Source organism: Ornithinimicrobium humiphilum (assembly GCF_006716885.1).
GTDB lineage: Bacteria > Actinomycetota > Actinomycetes > Actinomycetales > Dermatophilaceae > Ornithinicoccus > Ornithinicoccus humiphilus.
Map to the genome: position 1 here is coordinate 671,120 of NZ_VFPU01000001.1, position 22,267 is coordinate 693,386.

At 73.8% G+C, this 22,267-nt stretch carries 19 protein-coding genes; 13 read left to right on the plus strand and 6 right to left on the minus strand.

The window, feature by feature from the left end; all coding sequences use genetic code 11:
- Positions 1-2: 2 nt before the first annotated feature.
- Positions 3-1,670: a PucR family transcriptional regulator gene (locus FB476_RS03050; RefSeq protein WP_141817472.1), complete on the minus strand. Its 1,668-nt coding sequence runs from the start codon at positions 1,668-1,670 to the stop codon at positions 3-5.
- Positions 1,671-1,732: 62 nt separating this feature from the next.
- Here FB476_RS03050 and FB476_RS03055 point away from each other — a divergent pair, with 62 nt between their 5' ends.
- The 8 genes from FB476_RS03055 (at position 1,733) to FB476_RS03090 (ending at position 10,522) form a co-directional block, all read left to right on the plus strand.
- Positions 1,733-2,605: an oxamate carbamoyltransferase subunit AllH family protein gene (locus FB476_RS03055; protein WP_141817473.1), complete on the plus strand. Its 873-nt coding sequence runs from the start codon at positions 1,733-1,735 to the stop codon at positions 2,603-2,605.
- Entirely contained in the window at positions 2,602-4,134 is a 1,533-nt protein-coding gene (locus FB476_RS03060) for an FdrA family protein (protein WP_238329526.1), read from the plus strand. Before FB476_RS03055 ends, FB476_RS03060 begins: the two co-directional genes overlap by 4 nt.
- Positions 4,131-5,561 (plus strand): YlbE family protein, encoded by a 1,431-nt coding sequence (locus tag FB476_RS03065; protein ID WP_141817474.1) that lies wholly within the window; start codon positions 4,131-4,133, stop codon positions 5,559-5,561. Before FB476_RS03060 ends, FB476_RS03065 begins: the two co-directional genes overlap by 4 nt.
- Complete coding sequence (locus FB476_RS03070) at positions 5,558-6,982, plus strand: amidase (RefSeq protein ID WP_141817475.1); 1,425 nt, start codon at positions 5,558-5,560, stop codon at positions 6,980-6,982. The genes FB476_RS03065 and FB476_RS03070 overlap by 4 nt, the downstream gene beginning before the upstream one ends.
- A 144-nt stretch (positions 6,983-7,126) precedes the next feature.
- Complete coding sequence (locus FB476_RS03075) at positions 7,127-8,065, plus strand: ABC transporter ATP-binding protein (RefSeq protein WP_141817476.1); 939 nt, start codon at positions 7,127-7,129, stop codon at positions 8,063-8,065.
- Positions 8,062-8,823, plus strand: coding sequence for an ABC transporter permease (locus FB476_RS03080; protein ID WP_141817477.1), 762 nt, complete (start codon positions 8,062-8,064; stop codon positions 8,821-8,823). Before FB476_RS03075 ends, FB476_RS03080 begins: the two co-directional genes overlap by 4 nt.
- A complete protein-coding gene (locus tag FB476_RS03085; RefSeq protein WP_202876883.1) occupies positions 8,820-9,920 on the plus strand; it encodes a sensor histidine kinase in 1,101 nt (366 codons plus the stop codon). The genes FB476_RS03080 and FB476_RS03085 overlap by 4 nt, the downstream gene beginning before the upstream one ends.
- A complete protein-coding gene (locus FB476_RS03090) occupies positions 9,917-10,522 on the plus strand; it encodes a response regulator transcription factor (RefSeq protein ID WP_141817478.1) in 606 nt (201 codons plus the stop codon). Before FB476_RS03085 ends, FB476_RS03090 begins: the two co-directional genes overlap by 4 nt.
- Positions 10,523-10,540: 18 nt before the next feature.
- Here the strand turns inward: FB476_RS03090 and FB476_RS03095 are convergent, their stop codons facing one another.
- Together FB476_RS03095 and bar are read right to left on the minus strand one after the other, a co-directional pair.
- Positions 10,541-11,353, minus strand: coding sequence for a hypothetical protein (locus FB476_RS03095; RefSeq protein WP_141817479.1), 813 nt, complete (start codon positions 11,351-11,353; stop codon positions 10,541-10,543).
- A gap of 52 nt (positions 11,354-11,405) precedes the next feature.
- The gene (bar, locus tag FB476_RS03100) at positions 11,406-12,542 is read right to left on the minus strand and encodes a barbiturase (RefSeq protein WP_141817480.1); all 1,137 of its coding nucleotides are present in this window, start codon (positions 12,540-12,542) and stop codon (positions 11,406-11,408) included.
- Between the two features lie 257 nt (positions 12,543-12,799).
- On the opposite strand from bar, the gene FB476_RS03105 reads away from it, so the two are divergent.
- Complete coding sequence (locus tag FB476_RS03105; protein WP_170233506.1) at positions 12,800-15,451, plus strand: M14 family zinc carboxypeptidase; 2,652 nt, start codon at positions 12,800-12,802, stop codon at positions 15,449-15,451.
- Positions 15,452-15,584: 133 nt separating this feature from the next.
- Here FB476_RS03105 and FB476_RS03110 read toward each other — a convergent pair whose 3' ends face one another.
- Positions 15,585-15,962, minus strand: coding sequence for a MerR family transcriptional regulator (locus tag FB476_RS03110; RefSeq protein ID WP_141817482.1), 378 nt, complete (start codon positions 15,960-15,962; stop codon positions 15,585-15,587).
- Between the two features lie 58 nt (positions 15,963-16,020).
- On the opposite strand from FB476_RS03110, the gene FB476_RS03115 reads away from it, so the two are divergent.
- Positions 16,021-17,241: an MFS transporter gene (locus FB476_RS03115; RefSeq protein WP_141817483.1), complete on the plus strand. Its 1,221-nt coding sequence runs from the start codon at positions 16,021-16,023 to the stop codon at positions 17,239-17,241.
- Positions 17,242-17,257: 16 nt separating this feature from the next.
- Here the strand turns inward: FB476_RS03115 and leuD are convergent, their stop codons facing one another.
- A complete protein-coding gene (gene leuD, locus FB476_RS03120) occupies positions 17,258-17,857 on the minus strand; it encodes a 3-isopropylmalate dehydratase small subunit (RefSeq protein WP_141817484.1) in 600 nt (199 codons plus the stop codon).
- The gene (leuC, locus tag FB476_RS03125) at positions 17,857-19,278 is read right to left on the minus strand and encodes a 3-isopropylmalate dehydratase large subunit (RefSeq protein ID WP_141817485.1); all 1,422 of its coding nucleotides are present in this window, start codon (positions 19,276-19,278) and stop codon (positions 17,857-17,859) included. The genes leuD and leuC overlap by 1 nt, the downstream gene beginning before the upstream one ends.
- Before the next feature lie 90 nt (positions 19,279-19,368).
- On the opposite strand from leuC, the gene FB476_RS03130 reads away from it, so the two are divergent.
- The 3 genes from FB476_RS03130 to tsaE are packed head-to-tail and all read left to right on the plus strand — an operon-like array spanning position 19,369 to position 22,258.
- On the plus strand, positions 19,369-20,514 hold the full coding sequence (locus tag FB476_RS03130) for a 3-isopropylmalate dehydrogenase (RefSeq protein ID WP_141817486.1): 1,146 nt from the start codon (positions 19,369-19,371) through the stop codon (positions 20,512-20,514).
- Positions 20,511-21,686 carry an alanine racemase gene (gene alr / locus FB476_RS03135; RefSeq protein WP_141817487.1) on the plus strand — a complete coding sequence of 392 codons (1,176 nt, stop codon included), beginning with the start codon at positions 20,511-20,513 and terminating at the stop codon, positions 21,684-21,686. The genes FB476_RS03130 and alr overlap by 4 nt, the downstream gene beginning before the upstream one ends.
- Complete coding sequence (gene tsaE / locus FB476_RS03140) at positions 21,683-22,258, plus strand: tRNA (adenosine(37)-N6)-threonylcarbamoyltransferase complex ATPase subunit type 1 TsaE (protein ID WP_420359347.1); 576 nt, start codon at positions 21,683-21,685, stop codon at positions 22,256-22,258. Before alr ends, tsaE begins: the two co-directional genes overlap by 4 nt.
- Positions 22,259-22,267 lie beyond the last annotated feature (9 nt).

A 22,267-nucleotide genomic window follows, 5' to 3' on the forward strand; every position in this document is an offset into this window, starting at 1 on the left:
GGTCAGGGCGAGTCGAGCTGCCTGGCCTGCAGCGCCAGCATGATGGCGAAGCGCAGCCGCGGGTCGGTGGTGAAGGGCCCGAGCAGCCGCTCGAGCTTGCCGATGCGGTAGCGCAGCGAGTTGTAGTGGAAGTGCAGCGCGCGGGCGGTGAGGGCGACGTTGAGGTTGTTGTCCAGGAGCACGGTCAGCGTCGTGCGCAGGTCCTCGGCCTCCTCGGAGGTGTCGTCGGCCAGCGGCCCCAGCGTCTCGGCGATGAAGCTGGCGAGCTCGGCGCGGTCCTCGACCTGCGAGAGCAGCCGGAAGACGCCGAGGGCGTCGAAGTGGGTGACCGCGCGCTCGCCGTGGAGCCGTCGTCCGACCTGGACGGCCTTGCGGGCCTCGGCGTAGGCCCGGGGCAGGTCGGCCAGGTCGGTGATCGTGCGGGAGATGCCGGTGGCGAAGGTGCGTCGTCCGCCGCCGCCGCGCCCGTGGACGACGCCGGCCATGGCCCTGACCTTCTCCGTCACGCCGGCGGGGTCGAGCTCGGCGGGCACCCCGAGCAGGACGACGACCTCCTGGCTGAAGCCGGCGACGGCGGTGAGCTCGTCGTCGGCGCCCACCGCGCGCTCCCAGGCCGCCCGGAAGCGCTCGGGCAGGGTGCGCGCCACCGGGTCGTCGTCGTCCGGGGCCTCCGCCTCGGCGACCACGACCGCCATCGGCCGGCGCAGGTCCCAGCCGAGGTCGGCGGCGTGCGAGGCCACCCGCTCGGGGTCGCCGGCCCGGCCCAGCAGGGCGTCGAGCAGGAAGTCGCCGCGGTACTTGCCCTCGACGGCGGCCACCGCCTGCTGCTTGGTGATCGCCAGCGCGGCGGCCGTGGTGGCCTGGCCGACCACGTGGTTGTCCTCGGCGGTGAAGGGGTCCTCGCGCAGCAGGACCAGCCGACCGAGGTCGACCCCGCCGCCGGCGCCGCCGCCGGGGATCCGGGCGACGAACCGGTGGGTCCCGGAGAACTCCGACGACATCCCGGGCAGCTCGGTCTCGACGAGGAACCGGCCGGTGGGGTCGAAGCCGGGGAGGGTGCCCAGGTCCTCGGGCAGCTCGCCCGCGGAGGCCAGCACCCGTCCGTCCATCGTGGTCACCAGGGCGGCGCGGGCGAGGTGCCGCACGACGCCCTGGCACACCTGGTCGAGGTCGCCGCCGGCGATGACCACGCCGACGAGGTCCTGCAGCACCTGCTCGGCGCGGGCCAGGGTGTCGGCCCGCTGGTTGATCACCCGGGTGAGGACCTGGTTGATCACGTCGTCGAAGCTCACCTCCGCCGGCAGCGCGAGCACCGGCAGCCCGCGCCGGTCCGCCTCGGCGAGCGCCGCGGCGGGCAGCTCCTCCACGTAGCGGGCCAGCTTGATCCCGACGCCCCCCACGCCGGCGTCCGCGAGGCCGTTGACCCAGGCGATCAGGTCCTCGGCGTCGTGCGACTGCAGCGGGTAGCCCGTCGTGAGCAGCAGCTCGCGGGGCCGCACCCACGGCAGGACGTCCGGCACCTCCATGACGTTCACGCTGCTGACGAGACCGTCCAGACCGTCGCGCCCGGCCAGCACGGAGGTGCCCTCGAGCACGGGCAGCTCGAGCACCTCGGCCAGGCTCACCCCGGAGGGTGCCGGGGTGGACACCGGCGACAGTTGACGATGCATGGGCGAATCGTTGTCATACATCGCCTGCGGATGCAAGCCGGGCCGCGGCATATCGTGGCGGCGTGCCGAGCCTCGCCGTGGACCCGTCCCCGCCGGCCGCCGCGCCCGCGGCGCCGTCGGTCGGACCGGCGAGCGCGCCCCGGGCCGCGCTGCTCCCGGCGGCCGCGTCCACGCTCGCCCCCGCCTGGCTGCACGGCGCCCCGGCCCCCGCGACGGTCGTCGGCACCTTCGACAGCGCCGCCTACCTCCTGCGCGACGACGAGGTCCTGCCGCTGCTCGCCCCGGGGGCGCTGCTGCTGCCCGGCGGCCTGCGCCTCGCCACGGCCGACGACCTGCGTGCCCTGCGACTGCGGACCGGTGACGAGGTCGAGGTCGGGAGCGGGACGGTCCTGGCTCGCGGCGGCGCGCTGGCCGTGCGCCGCACCTGGCGCCCGCGCCGCGTGCCGCAGGCCTCGCTGCCCCTGGCCCACCGCGGCGCCGCGCTCGCCGCCGTCCTGGCCACCCCGCACCTCACCGACGACCTGCCCGCGCCGCTCCTGGACACCCTGCACGCGGCCGAGGACGGCGCGCTCCCGGACGTCGCGGCGCTCCTCGGTCTGGGTCCCGGCCTGACCCCCGCCGGCGACGACCTGCTCTGCGGGCTGCTGCTCGGGCTGCGCGCCACCGACGGCGAGGCGCACGGCATACCCGAGGATGTCGGTGCCGCGGCGCACCGGACCACCGCCCTCTCCGCCACGCTGCTCCGCCAGGCCGCCCTGGGGTATGCCGTTCCCCCCGTGGTCGAGCTGCTCTCATCCTGGCACGGCGCACCCGCCGACCTCACACTCCCGACGAGCCGCGTGGCGGCCGTCGGGCACACCTCCGGCCGGGCGCTCCTGCTCGGTCTGGCCGTCGCTCTCCTGATCGACCCGACCCCTTCGGAAGGACCGTCGTGACTGACTCTGTCGAGATCCGGCGCGGTGTCTACTACGACTCCGTGACCCTGATGCAGGTCTCCCAACGGGTGCGCACGGCACCCGGCGTCTCGGACGCGCTCATCGGCATGGGCACCGAGCTCAACCTCGGGCTCATGCGCGAGAACGGCTTCGAGGTGCCGGCCGAGGCCGGCCCCAACGACCTGGTCGTCGCCCTCCGCGCCGCGGACGACGAGGCCCTGGCCGGCGCCGGCGCTGCGCTGGAGGCCGTGCTGCAGGAGCTGCTGGAGCGCTCCCGCGCGACGGGGGGCACCACCGAGGTGGCGCCTCGCACCATCAGCTCGGCGGCGCGCCGCTCGGGCGCCGGCCTCGCCCTGATCAGCACGCCGGGGACGCACGCGGTGGCCGACGCGCTCGACGCGATCTCCTCGGGGATGTCGGTCGTGCTCTTCAGCGACAACATCTCCGTCGCGGACGAGATCCGCCTCAAGGACGCCGCCGCCGCCAGGGACGTGCTCGTCATGGGCCCGGACTGCGGCACCGCCGTCGTCGGCGGCGCCGCCCTCGGCTTCGCCAACGTCGTCCGCCCCGGGCGCGTGGGTCTCGTCGCCGCCTCCGGCACCGGCGCGCAGCAGGTGATGTGCCTGCTCGACCTGGCCGGCGAGGGCGTCAGCCACGTCCTCGGCCTGGGTGGTCGCGACCTCTCCGCCGAGGTCGGGGGCCGTTCGGCCCGCCAGGCCCTGCGCGCGCTCGCCGCCGACGAGGCGACCGAGCACGTCGTCATCGTGTCCAAGCCCGCCGCCCCCGAGGTCGTCGAGAGCCTCGAGCAGCTGGCCGCCGAGCTGGGCGTGCCGGTCTCCTGGGCCACGCTCGGCCGGGGCCGCGCCGACCTGACCGCCGCCGTCGAGGACGTCCTCGCCGCGCTCGGCACCCCGGTGCCGACGTGGCCGTCCTGGCCCGCCGAGGGGGGCGGGGGCGGTGCGCCGTCCGGCGGCTCGCTGCGCGGTCTCTTCTGCGGCGGCACGCTCGCCGACGAGGCGATGCTCGTGGCCGAGCCGGTCCTCGGGCCGATCACCTCCAACATCCCGCTGGCGGGCAGCCCCCGCGTCTCCGGGACCGACCAGCTCACCGGGCACGCCGTCCTCGACTTCGGCGACGACGAGCTGACCCAGGGCCGGGCCCACCCGATGATCGACCCCGCCCTGCGGCTGGAGCGGATCCGTGAGCAGGGGGCCGACCCCGGCTGCGGCGTCCTCCTCCTCGACCTCGTCCTCGGCCACGGCTCCCACCCCGACCCCTCGGGCGAACTGGCCGATGCGATCCGCGACGCCCGCACGGCCGCCGCCGGGCGCGGCGTCGAGCTGCCGGTCGTCGTCGCCCTGGTCGGCACCGAGTCCGACCCCCAGGGCCTCACGGCCTGCGCGCAGACCCTGGCCGCGGCCGGGGCGAGCGTCCACACCTCCAACGCCGAGGCCGTCCGGGTGGCGCTGTCGCACCTGGGCACCCCCGCCGAACCCACCCCGTCGCAGACCGGAAGGACCGACCGATGAGCACCAGCCCGCTGCACGGCCTGCTGTCCCGCGAGCCCGCCGTCGTCACCGCCGGCGCGCCCCTCTTCGCCGACGCCCTGCGCGCGCAGGCCGTCCCGGTGACCGACGTCGAGTGGCGCCCACCGCTCGAGGGCACCGCCGACGCGGTCGCCCGGGTGCTCGCCGACCCCCGCCGCGTCGAGGCCAACGCGCTCGCGCTGGAGCGGATCACCTCTGCCGGCGCCGAGCTCGTGCGGCTCGCGCCCGCCAGCGAGGCGCTGGACCTCAAGCCCGGCGAGTTCCTCCACAGCGGTCCGCCGCTGACCTGGGAGCGCGCCTCCGGCCCGATGCGCGGCGCCCTCATCGGCGCCATGCTCTTCGAGGGCCTCGCGGAGACCGAGGAGGAGGCCGTCGAGAAGCTCGCCGGCCCCGACATCACCCTGGCCCCGTGCCACAGCCGCGGTGCGGTCGGCCCGATGGCCGGCGTCATCTCGCCGTCGATGTGGGTCTTCGAGCTGCGCGACCCGGTGCACGGCACCGTCTCCCACTGCTCGCTCAACGAGGGCCTGGGCAAGGTGCTGCGCTACGGCGCCTACTCCGAGGAGGTGCTCGTCCGGCTCCGCTGGATGCGCGACGTGCTCGGCCCGGTGCTCGGCGAGGCCGTCGAGCGGCACGGTCCGATCGACATCAAGGCCTACCTGGCCCAGATGCTCCAGATGGGCGACGAGGGTCACAACCGCAACCGCAGCGCCACGCTGATGTTCCTGCGCGACCTGCTGCCGCACATCGTCACCCAGGTGGGGGAGCGCAGCGCCGAGGACATCGCCGAGGTCTGCCGCTTCGTCGGCGCCAACGACCACTTCGCCCTCAACCTCGTCATGCCGGCCTGCAAGCTGGCGATGGCGGCGGCCAAGGGCATCGAGGGCTCCTCCGTCGTGGTGACGATGGCCCGCAACGGCACCGACTTCGGCATCCAGCTCGCCGGCACCGGCGACGAGTGGTTCACCGCGCCGGCGAACACGCCGCAGGGTCTCTTCCTCGGCTCCTACGGGCCCGAGGACGCCAACCCCGACATCGGCGACTCCGCGATCACCGAGACCGCCGGCATGGGTGGCTTCGTCATGGCGACGGCCCCGGCGATCGTCCGCCTGGTCGGCGGTGACGTCGACTTCGCGCTGACCACCACCCGCACCATGTACGAGATCACCCTGGGCGAGCACCCGACCCTGCAGGTGCCGATCCTGGAGTTCCGCGGCGCGCCGATCGCCATCGACGCGGTCGCGGTCGCCCGCACCGGCGTCCTCCCGCAGATCAACACCGGTATGGCCGGCAGGGTCGCGGGCGTCGGTCAGGTCGGCGCCGGCCTGGTCACCCCGCCGGAGGACGTCTTCGTCCAGGCCCTGCAGGCGCTCGCCGAGCGGGTCCCGGCCGGTGGGGGCGCAGCATGACGGCACCTCACCAGCTCGGGCTGGTCGCCCTGCGCGACGCCCTGCGTTCCCGCGAGCTGAGCGCCCGCGAGGTCGTCGAGGACCACCTGGCCCGCATCGAGCAGGTCAACCCGGTCGTCAACGCCGTCGTCACGCTCGAGCCGGAGCGGGCGCTGGCCGCGGCGGACGAGGCCGACCGACGCGCCGCCGCGGGGGAGGAGCTGCCCCCGCTGCACGGCATACCCATGACGCACAAGGACACCCACGCGACGGCGGGCATCCGCACCACGATGGGCTCGCCGCTGCTGGCCGACAACGTGCCCGGCCACAGCGACCTCGTCGTCGAGCGGCTGTGGGACGCCGGCGTCATCTGCACCGGCAAGAACAACGTGCCGGAGTTCGCCGCCGGGTCGCACACCTTCAACCCGGTGTTCGGGGCGACGGGCAACCCCTACGACCCGCAGCGGTCGGCGGGCGGCTCCTCGGGCGGCGCGGCCGTGGCGCTCGCGACCCGCGTCCAGGCGCTCGCGGACGGCTCCGACATGGGCGGCTCGCTGCGCAATCCGGCGGCGTGGTGCAACGTCGTGGGCCTGCGTCCCAGCCCGGGCGTCGTCCCCTACGTGCCGGCCGCGAACCCGGACGCCTGGCTCAGCCGCAACGGTCTGATGGCGCGCACGGTCGACGACCTGGCGCTGGGCATGTCGGTCGTCGCCGGGCCGCACCCGGCCGGCCCGCTGCCCAGCCCGCTCGGCTCCGCCGCCTTCCTGGCCCTGCTCGACGACACCGGCCCGGCCGACCTGACCGGGGTCCGCGTCGGCGTGAGCGTCGACCTGGGCGTCGGTGTCCCGGTCGCGCCCGAGGTGCGGCGCGCGGTGCTCCAGCAGGCCGAGGTGCTGGCCTCGCTCGGCGCCACGGTCGAGGAGTCGGCGCCCCGCCTGCAGGACGCGGACGAGGTCTTCGACGTCACCCGGGCCTTCGAGCTGGCGACCAACCTGCGCCGGCTCGTCCGGGACCACACCCACGACGGACTCGTCAAGGAGGACCTGCTCTGGAACGTCCGTCGGGGCGTCGAGCTCACGGCCGAGCAGCTGATGTCGGCCGCCGAGGCGCGCGGGCGGCTGGACGCGGCGGTGCGCGAGTGGTTCGGCACCTTCGACCTGCTGCTCACGGCGACGGTCCAGGTCATGCCGTTCCCGACCGACGAGAAGTGGCCGCAGGAGATCGACGGGGTGAAGCTCGAGACCTACGTCGAGTGGATGCGCTCCTGCTCGGTCATCTCGGCGACCCGGTGCCCGGCGCTGTCCGTGCCCGGTGGCTTCGTCGACGGCCTGCCCGTCGGGCTGCAGCTCGTCGCGGCACCCTACGCCGACGACCGGCTGCTGCGCCTGGCCCGCGTCTACGAGCGGGCGACGCGCTTCGGAGAGACGCTCCCGCAGCTCTGACGGGGTCCGGCAGGTGCGGCCGACCGCCCTGGTGGTCAGGTGCCGCCCGGGGGCCGCACCTGCCGCCCGCCGATGACGGATGTCACGGTCAGGTCGTGACGGACGACGGGGGTGGCCCCCGGTGTCGGGAACCAGGCTTGAGGCATGCACCCAGACACTGCCCGTGCCGCGGTCGAGCTGCACGACCTGACCAAGACGTTCCCGGTGCCCGGCGGCGAGACCGTCCGGGCCGTCGACGGCATCGACCTGACCGTCCGCACCGGCGAGGTGGTGGCCTTCCTCGGCCCCAACGGCGCCGGCAAGACCACCACCCTCGACATGGTCCTGGGCCTGACCCGACCCACCTCGGGCGCCGTCCGGACCGTCGGACTGGCACCGCGGCAGGCCGTCGCCGCCGGTCGGGTCTCGGCGGTGCTCCAGACCGGCGGGCTGCTCGCCGACCTGACGGTGCGGGAGACCGTCCAGATGATCGCCTCCACCTACGCCCGCCACGCACCCGTGGACGAGGTCCTGGAACGCACCGGGCTGACGGCGCTTGCGCGCCGCCGGGTGTCCCTGACCTCGGGGGGCGAGCAGCAGCGCCTGCGGTTCGCCCTGGCCCTGCTGCCCGACCCGGACCTGCTGGTCCTCGACGAGCCCACCGCGGGCATGGACGTGTCGGCCAGGCACGAGTTCTGGGCCACCATGCACGCGGAGGCGCGTGCCGGCCGCACGATCGTCTTCGCCACGCACTACCTGGAGGAGGCGGACGCCTTCGCCCGCCGCATCGTGATGATCGCCGCCGGCCGCCTGGTCGCCGACGGCACCACGGAGCAGATCCGTGCCCGTGCCAGCGGTCGCACCGTCTCCGCCGACCTGCCCGAGGGTGCCGTGGCCGCGACGCTGGCGCACCTGCACGCCCTTCCGTCCGTCGTGGACGTCACCGCCCGCGACAACCGCGTCTCCGTCGTCGCCGGCGACTCCGACGCGATCGCCCGGGCCCTGCTGGACGGGCTCGGCGGTCGCAACCTGGAGATCACCGCGGGCTCGCTCGAGAGCGCCTTCCTCAGCATCACGACCCGGGCCCGGGAGGCCGTCCGATGAACACCACCTACACGGCGCTGGAGCTGCGCCGGACCACCCGCAACTACGTCTCGATGTTCTTCATCGCCGTCCTGCCCGCGTTCTTCTACGTCGTCTTCGGTGCGGCGCAGGACTTCGGGGCCGAGCCGATCGGGAACGGCAACGTCACCTTCTACGTGATGGTCTCGATGGCCGCCTACGGCGCGGTCACCGCGACCGTCAGCATCGGCGGCATGGCGGCGGTGGAGCGGATGCAGGGCTGGGGCCGGCAGCTCGGCCTGACGCCGATGAAGGACCGGGAGTTCGTGCTCTCCAAGGTGCTGGTCGCCCTGGGCGTCGCGGCCGTCCCGGTCGCCCTGATCTTCCTGCTGGGATCGCTGACCGGGGCCGAGGCGCCGCCCCTGGCGTGGCTGCTCAGCGCGGCCATCGCGCTCGGCGGGGCGGGGCTCTTCGCGATCTACGGGCTGTGCTTCGGGCTGGCGTTCCGCTCCGAGGCCGCCGCCGCGGCGGCCAGCGGGTCGCTGGTGGTGCTGGCCTTCCTCGGCAACATCTTCTTCCCGCTCTCGGGCTCGATGCTCACGATCGCCCGGTTCACCCCGCTCTACGGCGTCGTGACCCTGGCGCGGCATCCGCTGACCGGTGGCGACCGTCTCGACGGCACCGCCGGTGGGCTCGTCCACGAGGCCCTGTGGATCCCGGTCGCTAACGTGGTGGTGTGGACGATCCTGCTCGGTCTGACCGCGGTGTGGCTGGTGCGCCGCAGCCGGGCACGCCAGTGAGCGAGCCGGTGGAGGCCGACACCGACGGTCCCCGTGATCCGTGGGAGCGGTTCGGCTGGCTCATGGGGGCCGTCTGGCTCGTCTTCCTGGCCTTCCCGGCATCCACCGCGGTGGCCGCCGACCGTCCCGCGCTATGGCGTGCGCTCACCGTGGCGCTGGTCGTCACCTTCGCAGCCACCTACGTCGTCGGCTTCATCCGGGTGACGAGGGCCGCCACGTGGGCCGAGGTCGGCCGGCGCGGCCTCGCGGGCCTGGGGGTCCTGGTCGTGCTGCTGCTGCTGACCGTGCCGACCATCGAGGTCCAGGCCCTGGGCATGGTGCCCTTCGTCGTGGCCTTCGCGATGTTCAGCCAGCCCCTGGCCAGAGCGCTCGCGGTCGGTCTCCTCGGGCTGCTCGGGGTGGTGCTGGTGCCGCTGGCCCTGGGCCGCTACGACGAGACGTGGCACCTGACCCCGATCGTCGTCCTGGTCCTCGTCTCGACCGGGCTTGTGCGGCTGCTGGAGCAGCGCCGCCTCGAGCACCGTGAGTTTCGCGACGCGCTCACGGTCGCGGCCGAGCGGGACCGGCTCGCCCGGGACGTGCACGACGTCCTGGGGCACAGTCTCACCGTGGTGACCGTCAAGGCGGAGCTGGCCGAGCGGCTGGTGGACGTCGACCCGGAACGCGCCAAGGCCGAGCTGGAGCAGATCCGGTCGTTGTCGCGGGAGGCGCTGGCCGAGATCCGCGCGACCGTCTCCGGTCTCCGGGTGGCCCGGCTCGCCGAGGAGGTGGCGGCGGCGCGGACCACGCTGGCGGACGCCGGGATCGCGGCCGAGCTGCCCGACGACCCCTCCGTGGTCGACCCGCGCCACCGGATCGTCCTCGCCTGGGCCCTGCGCGAGGCCGTGACGAACGTGGTGAGGCACAGCCAGGCCTCGGCCTGCCGGGTCGCGCTCGGGACCGACTACCTCGTGGTCGAGGACGACGGGCGGGGACCGGGTCGCCGCGGCGACGGTCAGGGGCTGCGCGGGGTCCGGGAGCGGGTCGAGGGCGCGGGAGGCACGGTCTCGGTCGGGGCCCGGCCCGGAGGCGGCACCCGGCTCGAGGTGCGGCTGTGATCCGGCTCCTGCTCGCCGACGACCAGGCCCTCGTCCGGGGAGCGCTCGCCGCGCTCCTCGGTCTCGAGCCAGACCTGCAGGTGGTGGCGGAGGTCGGCCACGGGGACGAGGTGGTCGACCGCGCACGGGCCGCCCGGGTGGACGTGTGCCTGCTCGACATCGAGATGCCCGGAGCCGACGGCATCGAGGTGGTCCGCCGGCTCGCCACCGAGCTGCCGGCGTGCCGCTCGCTGATCGTCACCACCTTCGGTCGACCCGGCTACCTCCGGCGTGCCCTGGAGGCCGGGGCCGACGGCTTCGTCGTCAAGGACACCCCCGCCCGCGAGCTGGCCGACGCCGTCCGGCGGGTCCATGCCGGGCTCCGGGTCGTCGATCCCGCCCTGGCCGCCGAGACGCTCGTCGGCGGCCCCAACCCGCTCACCACGCGTGAGCGGGAGGTGCTTCGCGAGGCCCTGGAAGGCGCCACGGTGAGCACCATCGCCGGCCGGCTGCACCTGTCTCCGGGGACGGTGCGCAACTACCTCTCGTCGGCGATCGGGAAGACGGGCGAGCCGACGCGGGTCGCCGCCGCCCGTCTCGCGCAGGAGCGCGGCTGGCTCTGACTCGCCGAGCCACCCGGCCTATGTCGTGGGCCGGCGAACCGATGACCGGGCCGTCGCCGGCTTCCCCGTCAGCGCGACGAGGAGCGCGAGTGCCAGCGTGCCTGCGGCGACCGGGACGGAGTCGACCGAGCCGACGGTGTCCGGGAAGGCCGCCCAGCACAGCGCCATCGTCCCCAGGGTGATGGCCACTGCGGCACGCACGACCGGCACCGCCCGCGGCCAGTGCGCCAGCACGACGAGCAGCGCCACGACGGCGATCGCCAGGGAGCCCTGCACCGGCCAGTGGTCGACGCCGTTGGTCTGCCAGGCCTCCCGCGACGGGTCGGTCTGCGCCGTGGAGAAGGCGTCGGCCGCGTAGCGCCAGGCGGTCGGGGCCGCCGCGAGGGGGAGGAGCAGCAGCGCCGGACGCACCCGCAGCACCAGTCCCTCGGCACGTGCCTGGTGCAGCGCGGCCGGCAGCACCGGCAGCGCGGACACGACCACGAGCAGCGCCACCACAGCAGGCGGCCACTGGCCGCCCAGCACGGCGCCGACCAGCAGCGTCGCTGCGCCCACGGCCAGGACCACCGCGACCGGCAGCGCCTCCTGCGGGCGGACGGCGAACCAGCCGAAGGGCAGCGCCACGAGGAAGGTGAGGAAGGCGCCCCAGCTGACCATCAGCGCGACAGAGTCGGCGTAGTAGGAGTCCGGGACGAACATCACCTGGAGGTCGATGAGCCCCATGCCGGGGAGCACCGACCAGAACGGCACCATCAGCCCGGCGACGACGCGCTGCCAGCGGCGGACGGCATACCTCGCAGACGGCGCGGCGCCGGGCGCGGCAGATGCCACGCCCGGCGCCGTCGGAGTGCCCACTGCAGCCCTCCCGTGCCCGTACGGAGGGTCAGCGGGTCGGGGGCACGTAGCCCGTCGGCTCCGCACCCAGGTCGACGATCGCCGCGACCGGTCCGCCGCCGTCGGGGCCCTGGTGGGCGGCCGAGACGGAGACGAAGACGGCCGGGTCACCGGTCACCGCGGCGGTGACGCCGCCGACGGCGGCCTTGATCTGGCGGTGCCAGTGCACGTCGGAGTCGTCCAGCATCGCGTTGCGACGGCCCAGGACCTTGCCGTCCTGGCTCGCCTCGCACTTGAGGAAGACGTTGACCAGGCGACCCTGCAGGTCGTCGCGGTGCGGGCGCTCCGGCAGGTCGAGGCCGGCGTTGCGGATGGCGTTCCATATGCCGTCCTGGTCGAGCGCGTGCTCCATGACCGAGTGGCCGATCCGGTAGCGGCCGCCGATGCCCGTGGCGTTGCCCACGACGACGACCTGCGCGCGGTCGAGCTCGACGCCCGAGGAGCAGGAGGCGACCGCGGAGTACTTGCTCCGGTCGCGCATGATGTCGTCGTTCGTCAGCTCGGTGACCTCGCCGAGGGCCTTGGCGATGCCGAGGCCGGTGGTGCCGTTGGAGACGTCCATCGAGGTGAGGGTGTCGTCGGTGAAGACGGTCTCCCCGCGGCTGTGCGCGTCGCGGATGGTGTCGATCGTCAGCAGCGGCGTCTTGGTCTGCACGTAGTGGACCTCGGCCGGGTCGGTGATGCCCGCGCGCTCCATGGCGACCTTCACGGCGTCGGCGACCTTGTCGACCATGCCCATGCGCCCGATCTCCTCGGGCAGGATCGGCTCGCTCATCGCCATGCCGACCGTGAGGCGGGGCTCGTCGGTGGCCTCCACGGTCGAGGGGTCGACGGTGGCGAAGATCGTCGCGTGGGGGCTGATGACGCCGTCGGTGCCACCGGACCACACGATCGGGATCTGCCGGACCTTGTCCTCGGCCACGCCCTTGGCCATCAGCGCCTCGCGGAAGGCCCGGTCGGCGATGATGCGCGTGTAGTCGTTGACGCCGCCATTGCCTTCGGTCTTGCCGATGATCGCCAGGACCCGGTCGGCCTCCAGGACCCCCTCGTCCAGCAGTCGGGTGAACTCGCTCGCGTCGCTCACGGAGTGGATCGGGACCTTGCGTACCTCGATGGGCTCGGGCATGCTTCCGCCTTTCTTCCTTGACAGGTGGTGCGTGCACCCAGGCTAGGTGGGCGCCTGGGCCGCTGCCGGTGGCAACAGTTGCCAGAAAACCCCCCGGTTCGCCGGTAGGCCTTGACGGGCGTGCGGGCCCGTTCAGGGGTCTGAGCGTGATGTATAGGCTGGCCGGGTCTTGTCTGCGCGGCAGAAATGTGCAGACTGGCTGCACGGCATACCCCCTGCCGGTCCCCCCTTGTTCAGAGACGAACGTAGGAGAACGAATGTCGCTATCCAGCACGAGGCGCACCCTTGTCGGTGCCGTCGCCTCGTCCATCGCCCTCTCGCTGGCGTTGGCACCCTCCGCCAGCTCCGACCCGGGCCCCGGCCCGGGCAAGGGTGGCCCCGAGGCCGCCGCAACCGCGGCCGCGGACGCCAAGGGCAAGGGCAAGGGCTTGGACAAGCCCTCCAAGCTCAAGCCCGGCAAGCCCGGCAAGCCGGACAAGCCCGGCAAACCGCAGGACGGCGACTGGTCCGGGCTGGACATGCCCCAGTCCTACCCCTTCCAGCCCGAGTTGCGCGTCTACCCCCACAACCCGGACGACCGCTCCTACGCGGGCAACCTGATCGGCCACGCCGACCTGGCGCCCAGGCTCATGGAGCTCATGGCGCAGAGCGACCGCATCTCCGTGCAGGTGGTGGGCCAGTCCTCCGAGGGCCGTGACCTCTACCTGGTCACGCTGACCGCGCCGGAGAAGAAGGCCGAGACCAAGAAGCAGACGAAGTACCGGGAGATGATCCAGAAGGACCCGGTCAAGGCGGCCAAGGACAAGAAGCTCGCCCAGGAGTACAAGACCCCGGTCTGGTTCTCCTCCAACATCCACGGCAACGAGTGGGAGGGCACCGACGCCTCGATGAACGTCATCGAGGACCTGGTCAACGCCCCCTGGTCCGAGGTCGAGGACCTGCTCACGCAGCACCGCATCTACTTCTCGCTGTCCCTGAACCCCGACGGTCGCACGGTCGCCACCCGGGCCAACGCGCAGAACTTCGACGCGAACCGCGACATGATCACCAACACCACGCCGGAGACGGTGTCGTACATCCGGACCACGCAGGAGCTGCTGGCCCTCTACGCGGCCGACATGCACGGCTACACCACCCAGCTGCAGGTGGAGCCGACCGGCCCGCCCCACGGCGAGAACTACGAGTACGACCTGTTCATCCCGCACAACTACGCCCTCGCGCTGAAGATCGAGGAGGACGTGGTCGACGCGGCGATCCCGGGCAACCCCCTGACCAGGGCCGGTGGCATCAAGATCCCCTACCGCGACACCCCGTCCGGCTGGGACGACTACCCCCCGATCTTCACCGCCCAGTACGCCGCCTTCTACGGCACGCTGAGCAGCACGGTCGAGCTCCCGATGGGCCGCACCGGCTCCGTCATGACGCCGGCACGCGCGGCGATCAACGTCGCGGTCGCCGAGCAGGTCATCCGCAGCACCATCGAGTACGTCCACGAGAACTCCGACGAGATGCTGGCCAACCAGATCGAGTTCTTCCGCCGGGCCCTCTCCGGCGAGCCCAAGACGGCGCTCACGCTGGAGAACATCGACGCGGTGCCCGGGCCGGAGCAGTGGAAGCCGCTCTGGGACGTCACCGACAACCAGGACCCGGTGGAGCTGCCGCAGGCCTACGTCATCCCGATGGACGGCAGCCAGCGTTCGCTGAGCGACGCGACCGCCCTCGTGGAGCAGCTGCTGCTGCACAGCATCGAGGTCACCCAGCTCAACAAGGACTGGAAGGTCGACGGGGTCACCTACCCCAAGGGCTCCTACGTCGTCGACATGGCGCAGTCCAAGCGCGCCCTGGCCAACGCGCTGCTCGACCTGGGCACCGACATCTCCGACCGGCTGCCGTCGATGTACGACATCTCGGCCTGGAGCTACTCCTACCTGTGGGGCGCCACCGTCCACAAGGTCGGCGACGTCACCGCCGGGCCGGTCAAGCACACCAAGCCGCTGGCGGGTCCCGTCTCGGTCGCGGAGGTGCCCAAGAAGGCCCAGCACCTCGCCTTCGAGGTCGCCGGTGTCAACGACTACGTGGCGATCAACGACCTGGTGAGCGAGGACGCCGACGTGTGGCTGCTCCCCAGCGGTCAGGCCGTCGTCGGCCCGCAGTCCTACTCCAAGGCGGTCAACGCCGCCATCGAGCACGACATCGCCTTCCGCGCCGCCACGCCGGCCGAGGTGAAGGCCGTCAACGACGGTGACGCCCAGGAGCTCGACGAGGTCCGGACCGCCTACGTCGGCAACCAGGACGCGCGCTTCACCCTGCTGCAGCTGGGCTTCGAGGACCCGGTGGCGCTGACGGCCGCGAGCATCACCGCCAACCCCGCCGTCCTGGACGACGTCGACGTGATCCTCGTCAACAGCGCGTTCACGTTCAACTCCCAGACGGCCGCCGGCCGGGCGGCCGTGGAGGCCTGGCTGGCCGAGGGCCACGCCCTCATCGGTATCGGCTCCAACGGCTTCAACGCCGCGAGCGCCCTCGGGCTGGTCTCGGCGTCGGCGAACACCGGTCCGGGCAGCGGCAACGGCATCGTCAAGGTCGAGACCCCGGCCGGCTCGTTCCTCGAGCCGCACAAGCAGGACTACGCCTTCGTCTACCCGGCCCAGTCCTACGGCAACCTGGGCGCGAACACCAAGGCGGAGCAGTACTACGCCGAGGGCAACCCGCTGCTGGCGGGTCACTGGCGGGGCACCGCGACCACGGGCCCGCTCGGCGCGGGTGGCCGGGCCTCGGTGATCTCGGGCGAGTCGGCCAGCGGCGGCAAGGCGATCGTCTTCGGCACCACGCCGACCTTCCGCACCCACCCCAAGGGCGGGCAGAGCCAGGTCGGCCAGGCGATCTTCTCGGTGCTCGCCGACGACTGACGGCGGGGCTCCGAGGAGCACTCACGGCAGATGAGAAGGAGGGGCGGTCCGGCAGCAGCCGGGCCGCCCCTTCGCCGTGCCCGGGCGACGTCGACCCCGCGCCGCACCCAGGGGTATGCCGTGCCCCGGCGCGTCAGGAGGTCGCGCGCGCGTCGATCTGGTGCCGGGTCCGCTCGAGGAAGGCGCAGATCGAGTCGCGGCTGCGGGTCAGGCAGGCGATGCGCTCCTCGATGGGCCCGAGCTCGGCCACCAGCTGCTCGGCGACCTCCACCGGGCAGGTCTCCTCCTGGCGGGCCTCGGCGTCCTCGGCCTCGACGAGCACCTTGACCAGGCGGGTCGGGATGCCGGACTGGACCAGGCCGGCGATCCGGCGCAGGCGCTCGACGTGCTCCTCGGTGTAGGTCCGGTAGCCGTTGTCGGCGCGCTCGGAGGAGAGCAGCCCCTGCTGCTCGTAGTAGCGCACCAGGCGCGGGGAGAGCCCCGCGCGACGGGCCGCCTCGCCGATCCTCATACCGGGTCTCCCTCCGGGGTTGACATTGACATCAGTGTCAAAGTTTAGCGTCGAGAGCATGAGCGCACAGACCACCGTCCGCACGGCTCCCGACGTCCTCCCGCTGCCCGCGCTGCTGGCCCTGGCCGCGGCGACCTTCGTCATGGTGACCGCCGAGATGCTGCCCGCCTCCGTGCTGGTGCCGATGAGCGCGGGCCTGGGCGTCCCGGAGGCGTGGACCGGCCAGCTCGTCTCGGCCTGGGCCCTGACGGTCGTGGTCGCCAGCCTGCCCCTCGTCCGCCTCACGCGTGGCCGTGACCGACGCCTGGTCGTGGTGGGTGGGCTGCTCGTGCTCGCGGCCTCCTCGCTGGGCACCGCGCTCGGCCCCACCTTCGGGGTCGTGCTGGCGGCCCGGCTCGCCGGTGCCTGCGCGGTCGGGCTGCTCTGGGCGACCGCGAACGCCCACGTCGCCGACCTCGTCCCCGGCCGGCTCCTGGGGCGGGCGGTCGCGATCCTGCTCGCCGGCGCCACGGCCGGGCTGGTGCTCGGCACGCCGCTGGCCCGGCTGGTCGCCGACGTCGTGGGGTGGCGCTGGTCCTTCGCCCTCCTCGCCGCGGCGGCGGTGCTCGTGGCCGCCCTCGTGCTCACCGTGGTCCCGGGCCGAGCGGCCGAGGACGCCGCCGCCGAGGACGGCGTCGCCACCGCGGGCAGGCCGCTGGCGCCCGTGCTCGTGCTCTTCGCCCTGACCGGGGCGATCATGGCCGGGCACCACGCGGCCTACACCTTCCTGACCCGGCTGGGGGAAACCGCGGCCGGACTGCTGCCCGGCGGCATGAGCACCCTCCTGCTCGGCTACGGCCTCGCGTCGGCGGTGGGGCTGCTCCTCGCCGGGCGCGTCGCCTCGGCCGGCCGGGGCCTGGTGCTGGGAGCCGTGGCGACGGTGCTCGCGCTGCTCGGCCTGGCCGGGGCGGAGCGCGCCGCCCTGGGGCTGGGCGCCGTCCTGCTCCTGGGAGCGGCGAGCGGCGCCGTGCCGCCGCTGTCCCAGACCGAGATCCTCGACCGTGCCGGGCGACGGCACCGCGACCTGGCGGCCGCCCTCATCCCCGTGGTCTTCAACGGGGGCATCGCCCTGGGGGCGGGAGCGGCGAGCATGCTCGTCGGCGCCTCCGGTCCGGGCGCCGTCCCGGTGCCGGCCGCCGGTCTCGTGGCCCTGGCCACGGCCGGGCTGCTGCTGCTCCTCGCCACCACGCCTGCGCCCGGGCCAGCACCTGCGCGCGAGCCGGAGCCCTGCGGCGCCTGAGCGGGAGCCCCCGTCGTCAGTCGACGGCGGGGGTGACCACCGGCTTCCACGAGGGCCGCGCCGCCACGTAGGCGTCGATCTCGGCCTCGTGCCGGAGGGTGAGGGAGATGTCGTCGAGACCGTTCTCCAGCCGCCAGGCGACGTAGTCGTCGATCTGGAAGGTGGCCACGAGGTCGCCGCAGGTGATCTGACGGGCCGGGAGGTCGACGGTGATCGTGGTGCCGGGCTCGGCCTCGAGGCGCTTCCAGATCAGCTCGATGTCGCCCTGGTCCAGCTGACCGGTCAGCAGGCCGCCCTTGCCGGAGTTGCCGCGGAAGATGTCGGCGAACTTGGAGGAGAGCACGGCCCGGAAGCCGTACTGCTGCAGCGCCCAGACCGCGTGCTCTCGCGACGAACCGGTGCCGAAGTCGGGCCCGGCGACCAGGACGGACCCGGCGGAGTAGGCCGGCTGGTTGAGCACGAAGCCGGGGTCCTCGCGCCAGCGGGCGAAGAGGCCGTCCTCGAAGCCGACCCGGGAGACCCGCTTGAGGTACTCCGCCGGGATGATCTGGTCGGTGTCGACGTTGGAGCGCCGCAGCGGGACGCCGATGCCGGTGTGGGTGGTGAACTTCTCCATCAGACCAGCGCCTCCTGCACGACGGGGGCCAGGTCGACCGGGGAGGACAGGGTGCCACGCACGGCCGTCGCCGCCGCGACCGCGGGGGAGACCAGGTGGGTGCGGCCGCCCGGACCCTGACGGCCCTCGAAGTTGCGGTTGGACGTGGAGGCGCAGCGCTGGCCGGCCCCCAGCTGGTCGGGGTTCATGCCCAGGCACATCGAGCAGCCAGCCAGGCGCCAGTCGCCGCCGGCCTCGACGAACACCTTGTCGAGGCCCTCGGCCTCGGCCTGAAGACGGGTCGCGTGGGAGCCCGGGACGACGAGCAGCTCGACGCCGTCGGCGACCTTGCGCCCGCGCAGCACCTCGGCGGCGGCGCGCAGGTCCTCGATCCGGCCGTTGGTGCACGAGCCCAGGAAGACGGTGTCGACGCGGATGTCGCGCATCAGGGTCCCGGGAGCCAGGCCCATGTAGTCCAGCGCCCGGCGCGCGGCGTCCTTGGCCTCGTCGTCGCCGAAGGACTCGGGGTCGGGCACGGCCTCGCCGAGCTGCACCGACTGGGCCGGGTTGGTGCCCCACGTGACGTAGGGGGTGATCTCGGCGGCGTCGAGGAAGACCTCGGCGTCGAAGACGGCGTCGTCGTCGGTGCGCAGCTCGCGCCAGGCCGCGACGGCGGCGTCCCAGTCGGCGCCCTTGGGTGCGTGCGGGCGGTCCTTGACGTAGTCGAAGGTCGTCTCGTCGGGCGCGACGATCCCGGCACGGGCGCCGGCCTCGATCGACATGTTGCAGATCGTCATGCGCCCGTCCATCGACAGCGCGCGGATCGCGCTGCCGCGGTACTCGAGCACGTAGCCCTGCCCGCCGCCGGTGCCGATGCGGTTGATGATCGCCAGGATGACGTCCTTGGCGGTCACGCCCTCGGCCAGCTCGCCCTCGACGGTGATCGCCATCGTCCGGAACGGCTTCAGCGGCAGCGTCTGGGTGGCGAGCACGTGCTCGACCTCGCTGGTGCCGATGCCGAACGCCAGCGCTCCGAAGGCGCCGTGGGTGGAGGTGTGCGAGTCGCCGCACACGATCGTCATGCCCGGCTGGGTCAGGCCGAGCTCGGGACCGATGACGTGCACGATGCCCTGCCCGAGGCGGCCGCGCTCGTGGTGGACGATGCCGAACTCCGCGCAGTTGGCCTTGAGGGCCTCCAGCTGGGTGCGCGAGACCGGGTCGGAGACCGGCCCCAGCGTGGTCGGGGTGTTGTGGTCCTCGGTGGCCAGCGTCAGCTCGGGGTGGCGCACCGGCCGTCCCGCCTGGCGCAGCCCGTCGAAGGCCTGCGGGCTCGTCACCTCGTGGATGAGGTGCAGGTCGATGAAGAGAAGGTCGGGCTCACCTTCGGCAGAACGGACGACGTGCTGCGCCCACAGCTTCTCGGCCAGCGTGGTTCCTGGCATGGGCGGCCCCCTCTCTCTCGGCGGTGCGGGATAAGTTGAGCTCCCCATACTAGGGTCGCCCTTTGACGCAACGTAAATGAGGTCCATTCCATGTCGACGCCGCCCGCAGCCGCCCCCCGCCGCCACGACATCGCCGTCCTCCGGGGCGACGGCGTCGGGCCCGAGGTCGTCGAGGCGGCGCTCACCGTGCTCGACGCGGCGGAGCGACGGTTCGGCTTCGCCAGCGACCGCACGGAGGTGCCGCTGGGGGCGGACCACTACCTCGCGACCGGCGAGCTGCTGCCGGAGGAGACGGTCGCCGACCTCAAGCAGCGCGACGCCATCCTCTTCGGCGCCATCGGCAGCCCGCGGGTCACGCCGGGGGTCCTCGAGCGCGGGGTCATCCTGGCGCTGCGGCGCGAGCTCACCCAGGCGATCAACCTGCGCCCCGTGCGGCTCTACCCCGGGGTGCCCACGCCGATCGCCGGCCTGACCCCCGAGCGCTGCGACCTCGTCATCGTGCGCGAGAACACCGAGGGCGCCTACGTCGCCCAGGGCAGCTCCGTGCACGCCGGCACCCACGCCTGGACGGCGGTCCAGGAGTCCACCAACACCTGGTACGCCGTGCAGCGCACCGTCGACTTCGCCTTCCGCCTCGCCTCGGTGCGGCGGGGGCGCCTGACCCTGTGCCACAAGACGAACGTGCTGGTCGAGGCCGGCCGGCTGTGGAACGCCGTGATCGAGGAGGTCGGGCAGCGCTATCCCGACGTCGAGACCGACTACGTGCACGTCGACGCCATGTGCATGCACCTGCCGGTGCACCCCGAGCGCTTCGACGTGGTCGTCACCGACAACCTCTTCGGCGACATCGTCACCGACCTCGGCGCGGTGCTGCAGGGCGGCCTGGGCGTGGCCTCGAGCGGCAACCTCAACGTCGACGGGTCGGCGCCGAGCATGTTCGAGCCGATCCACGGCTCCGCCCCCGACATCGCCGGGCGCGGCTGGGCCAACCCCGCCGGTGCCTGCCTGTCGCTGGCGATGATGCTGGGCCAGCTGGGCGAGGGCGAGGCCGCCGCCGCGGTCGAGTCCGCGACCGCCGCCGTCCTGGCCGACCTCCCGGCACTGGCCGGCGCGGAGATGGGCGCCACGACCGCCGAGCTGGGGGAGCGCATCGCCTCCGCGCTGGCCGAGGGCACAGCGGCCCCGGTCGAGGGCAGCCTGATGAGCCAGCTCGCGCAGGTCTCGGAGCTGTCGTGACGACCGCCCTGGACCTGTGGCCGGCCCGGGCCACCGTCGACCTCGACGCGATCACCGCCAACGTCCGCGCCCTGCGCGAGCGGGTCGGGGGCGCCGAGCTCATGGCGGTCGTCAAGGCCGACGCCTACGGCCACGGCCTGCTCCCGTCGGCGCGAGCGGCGCTCTCCGGAGGGGCGTGCGCCCTCGGCGCCGCGCAGCCGACCGAGGCGCTGGCGCTGCGGGCCGCCGGGATCGACGCCCCGGTCCTCACCTGGTTGGTCGCGCCCGGCACCGACGTGACGCCGCTCGTCGCCGCGGGTGTCGAGGTGGCCGCCTCCGCGCCCTGGCTGCTGGACGCCATGGCGACCGCGGCGCGGGAGACGGGCGTGCCGGCCACCGTCCACCTCAAGGCCGACACCGGGCTGGGGCGCAACGGCGCCCGCAGCCTGCCGGTGCACGCCGGCGACCCCCGCACCGACTGGTCCGACCTCGTCGACCGGGCGGCGCGGCTCGAGGCCGAGGGCGCGGTGCGGGTGCGCGGGCTGTTCACCCACTTCGCCTACGCCGACGCCCCGGAGCACCCGACCGTGCGCGGCCAGCAGGAGGCCTTCGCCGACGCGGTCGCCGTGGCCGAGCGCGCCGGCCTGCGGCCCGAGGTGCGCCACATGGCCAACTCCGCCGCCACCCTGACCACCCCCGGGGCGGCGTGGGACATGGTCCGGCCCGGGCTCGCGGTCTACGGGCTCTCGCCCGTCCCCGACCTCGCGAGCGCCGAGGAGCTCGGCCTGCGCCCGGCCATGCGGGTCACCGCCCGCGTCGCGGTCGCCAAGCGGGTCGCCGCCGGCGAGGGCGTCAGCTACGGCCACACCTACGTCACCCCGGCCGAGACCACCCTGGTGGACGTCCCCCTGGGCTATGCGGACGGCATACCCCGTCACGCCTCGGGGGCCGCTCCCGTCCAGGTGCACGGCTCCCGCTTCACCATCGCGGGGCGGGTCTGCATGGACCAGTTCGTCGTCGACGTCGGCGACCTGCCGGTCGAGGCGGGCGACGAGGTCGTGCTCTTCGGCGCCGGCGACGACGGCGAGCCGACGGCGCAGGACTGGGCCGACGCGGCGGGCACCATCTCCTACGAGATCGTGACGCGCTTCGGGCCGCGCGTGCCGCGGGTCCACGTCGGGGGCGGGTCGTGACCGAGGAGCCGACCGGGAACGGCATCGAGGTCGAGCGGCTGCTGCCGACCGCCGACGACACCCGCGAGCTGGGCCGGGCCCTGGGCGCCGCCCTGCGCGGTGGTGACCTCGTCGTGCTCACCGGCGACCTGGGCGCCGGCAAGACCACCCTGACCCAGGGCCTCGCCGAGGGGCTGGGCGTGCGAGGACCGATCACCTCGCCCACCTTCGTCATCGCCCGGGTCCACCCCTCGCTCGTCGGCGGGCCGGACCTCGTCCACGTCGACGCCTACCGCCTCGGCGGCGCAGCCGAGCTCGACGACCTCGACCTCGACGCCTCCCTCGAGGAGTCGGTGACCGTGGTCGAGTGGGGACACGGGATGGCCGAGCACCTGGCCGAGGAACGGCTCGAGGTCGTGCTCGAGCGCTCGGGCAGCGAGGCGGGCGACGCCCAGGAGCGGCGCGCCGTGCTCCGCGGCACCGGGTCCCGGTGGCGAGACCTCCCGGAGGCGCTCGCGCCGTCCGACGGCCCGACGCCCGTCGACGGGTCCGCCACAGCCGGCGATGCGGGGACCAGCGCCTCCGACGTCTAGGGTGGACGC

Coding starts and splice junctions, on each gene's coding strand:
- FB476_RS03080 (WP_141817477.1), top strand. CDS start 8,062: ATGAACACCACCTACACGGCGCTGGAGCTGCGCCGGACCACCCGCAAC.
- leuD (WP_141817484.1), bottom strand. CDS start 17,857: ATGGAGAAGTTCACCACCCACACCGGCATCGGCGTCCCGCTGCGGCGC.
- FB476_RS03110 (WP_141817482.1), bottom strand. CDS start 15,962: ATGAGGATCGGCGAGGCGGCCCGTCGCGCGGGGCTCTCCCCGCGCCTG.
- FB476_RS03105 (WP_170233506.1), top strand. CDS start 12,800: ATGTCGCTATCCAGCACGAGGCGCACCCTTGTCGGTGCCGTCGCCTCG.
- leuC (WP_141817485.1), bottom strand. CDS start 19,278: ATGCCAGGAACCACGCTGGCCGAGAAGCTGTGGGCGCAGCACGTCGTC.
- FB476_RS03075 (WP_141817476.1), top strand. CDS start 7,127: ATGCACCCAGACACTGCCCGTGCCGCGGTCGAGCTGCACGACCTGACC.
- FB476_RS03065 (WP_141817474.1), top strand. CDS start 4,131: ATGAGCACCAGCCCGCTGCACGGCCTGCTGTCCCGCGAGCCCGCCGTC.
- FB476_RS03050 (WP_141817472.1), bottom strand. CDS start 1,670: ATGCATCGTCAACTGTCGCCGGTGTCCACCCCGGCACCCTCCGGGGTG.
- FB476_RS03115 (WP_141817483.1), top strand. CDS start 16,021: ATGAGCGCACAGACCACCGTCCGCACGGCTCCCGACGTCCTCCCGCTG.
- bar (WP_141817480.1), bottom strand. CDS start 12,542: ATGCCCGAGCCCATCGAGGTACGCAAGGTCCCGATCCACTCCGTGAGC.
- FB476_RS03130 (WP_141817486.1), top strand. CDS start 19,369: ATGTCGACGCCGCCCGCAGCCGCCCCCCGCCGCCACGACATCGCCGTC.
- FB476_RS03070 (WP_141817475.1), top strand. CDS start 5,558: ATGACGGCACCTCACCAGCTCGGGCTGGTCGCCCTGCGCGACGCCCTG.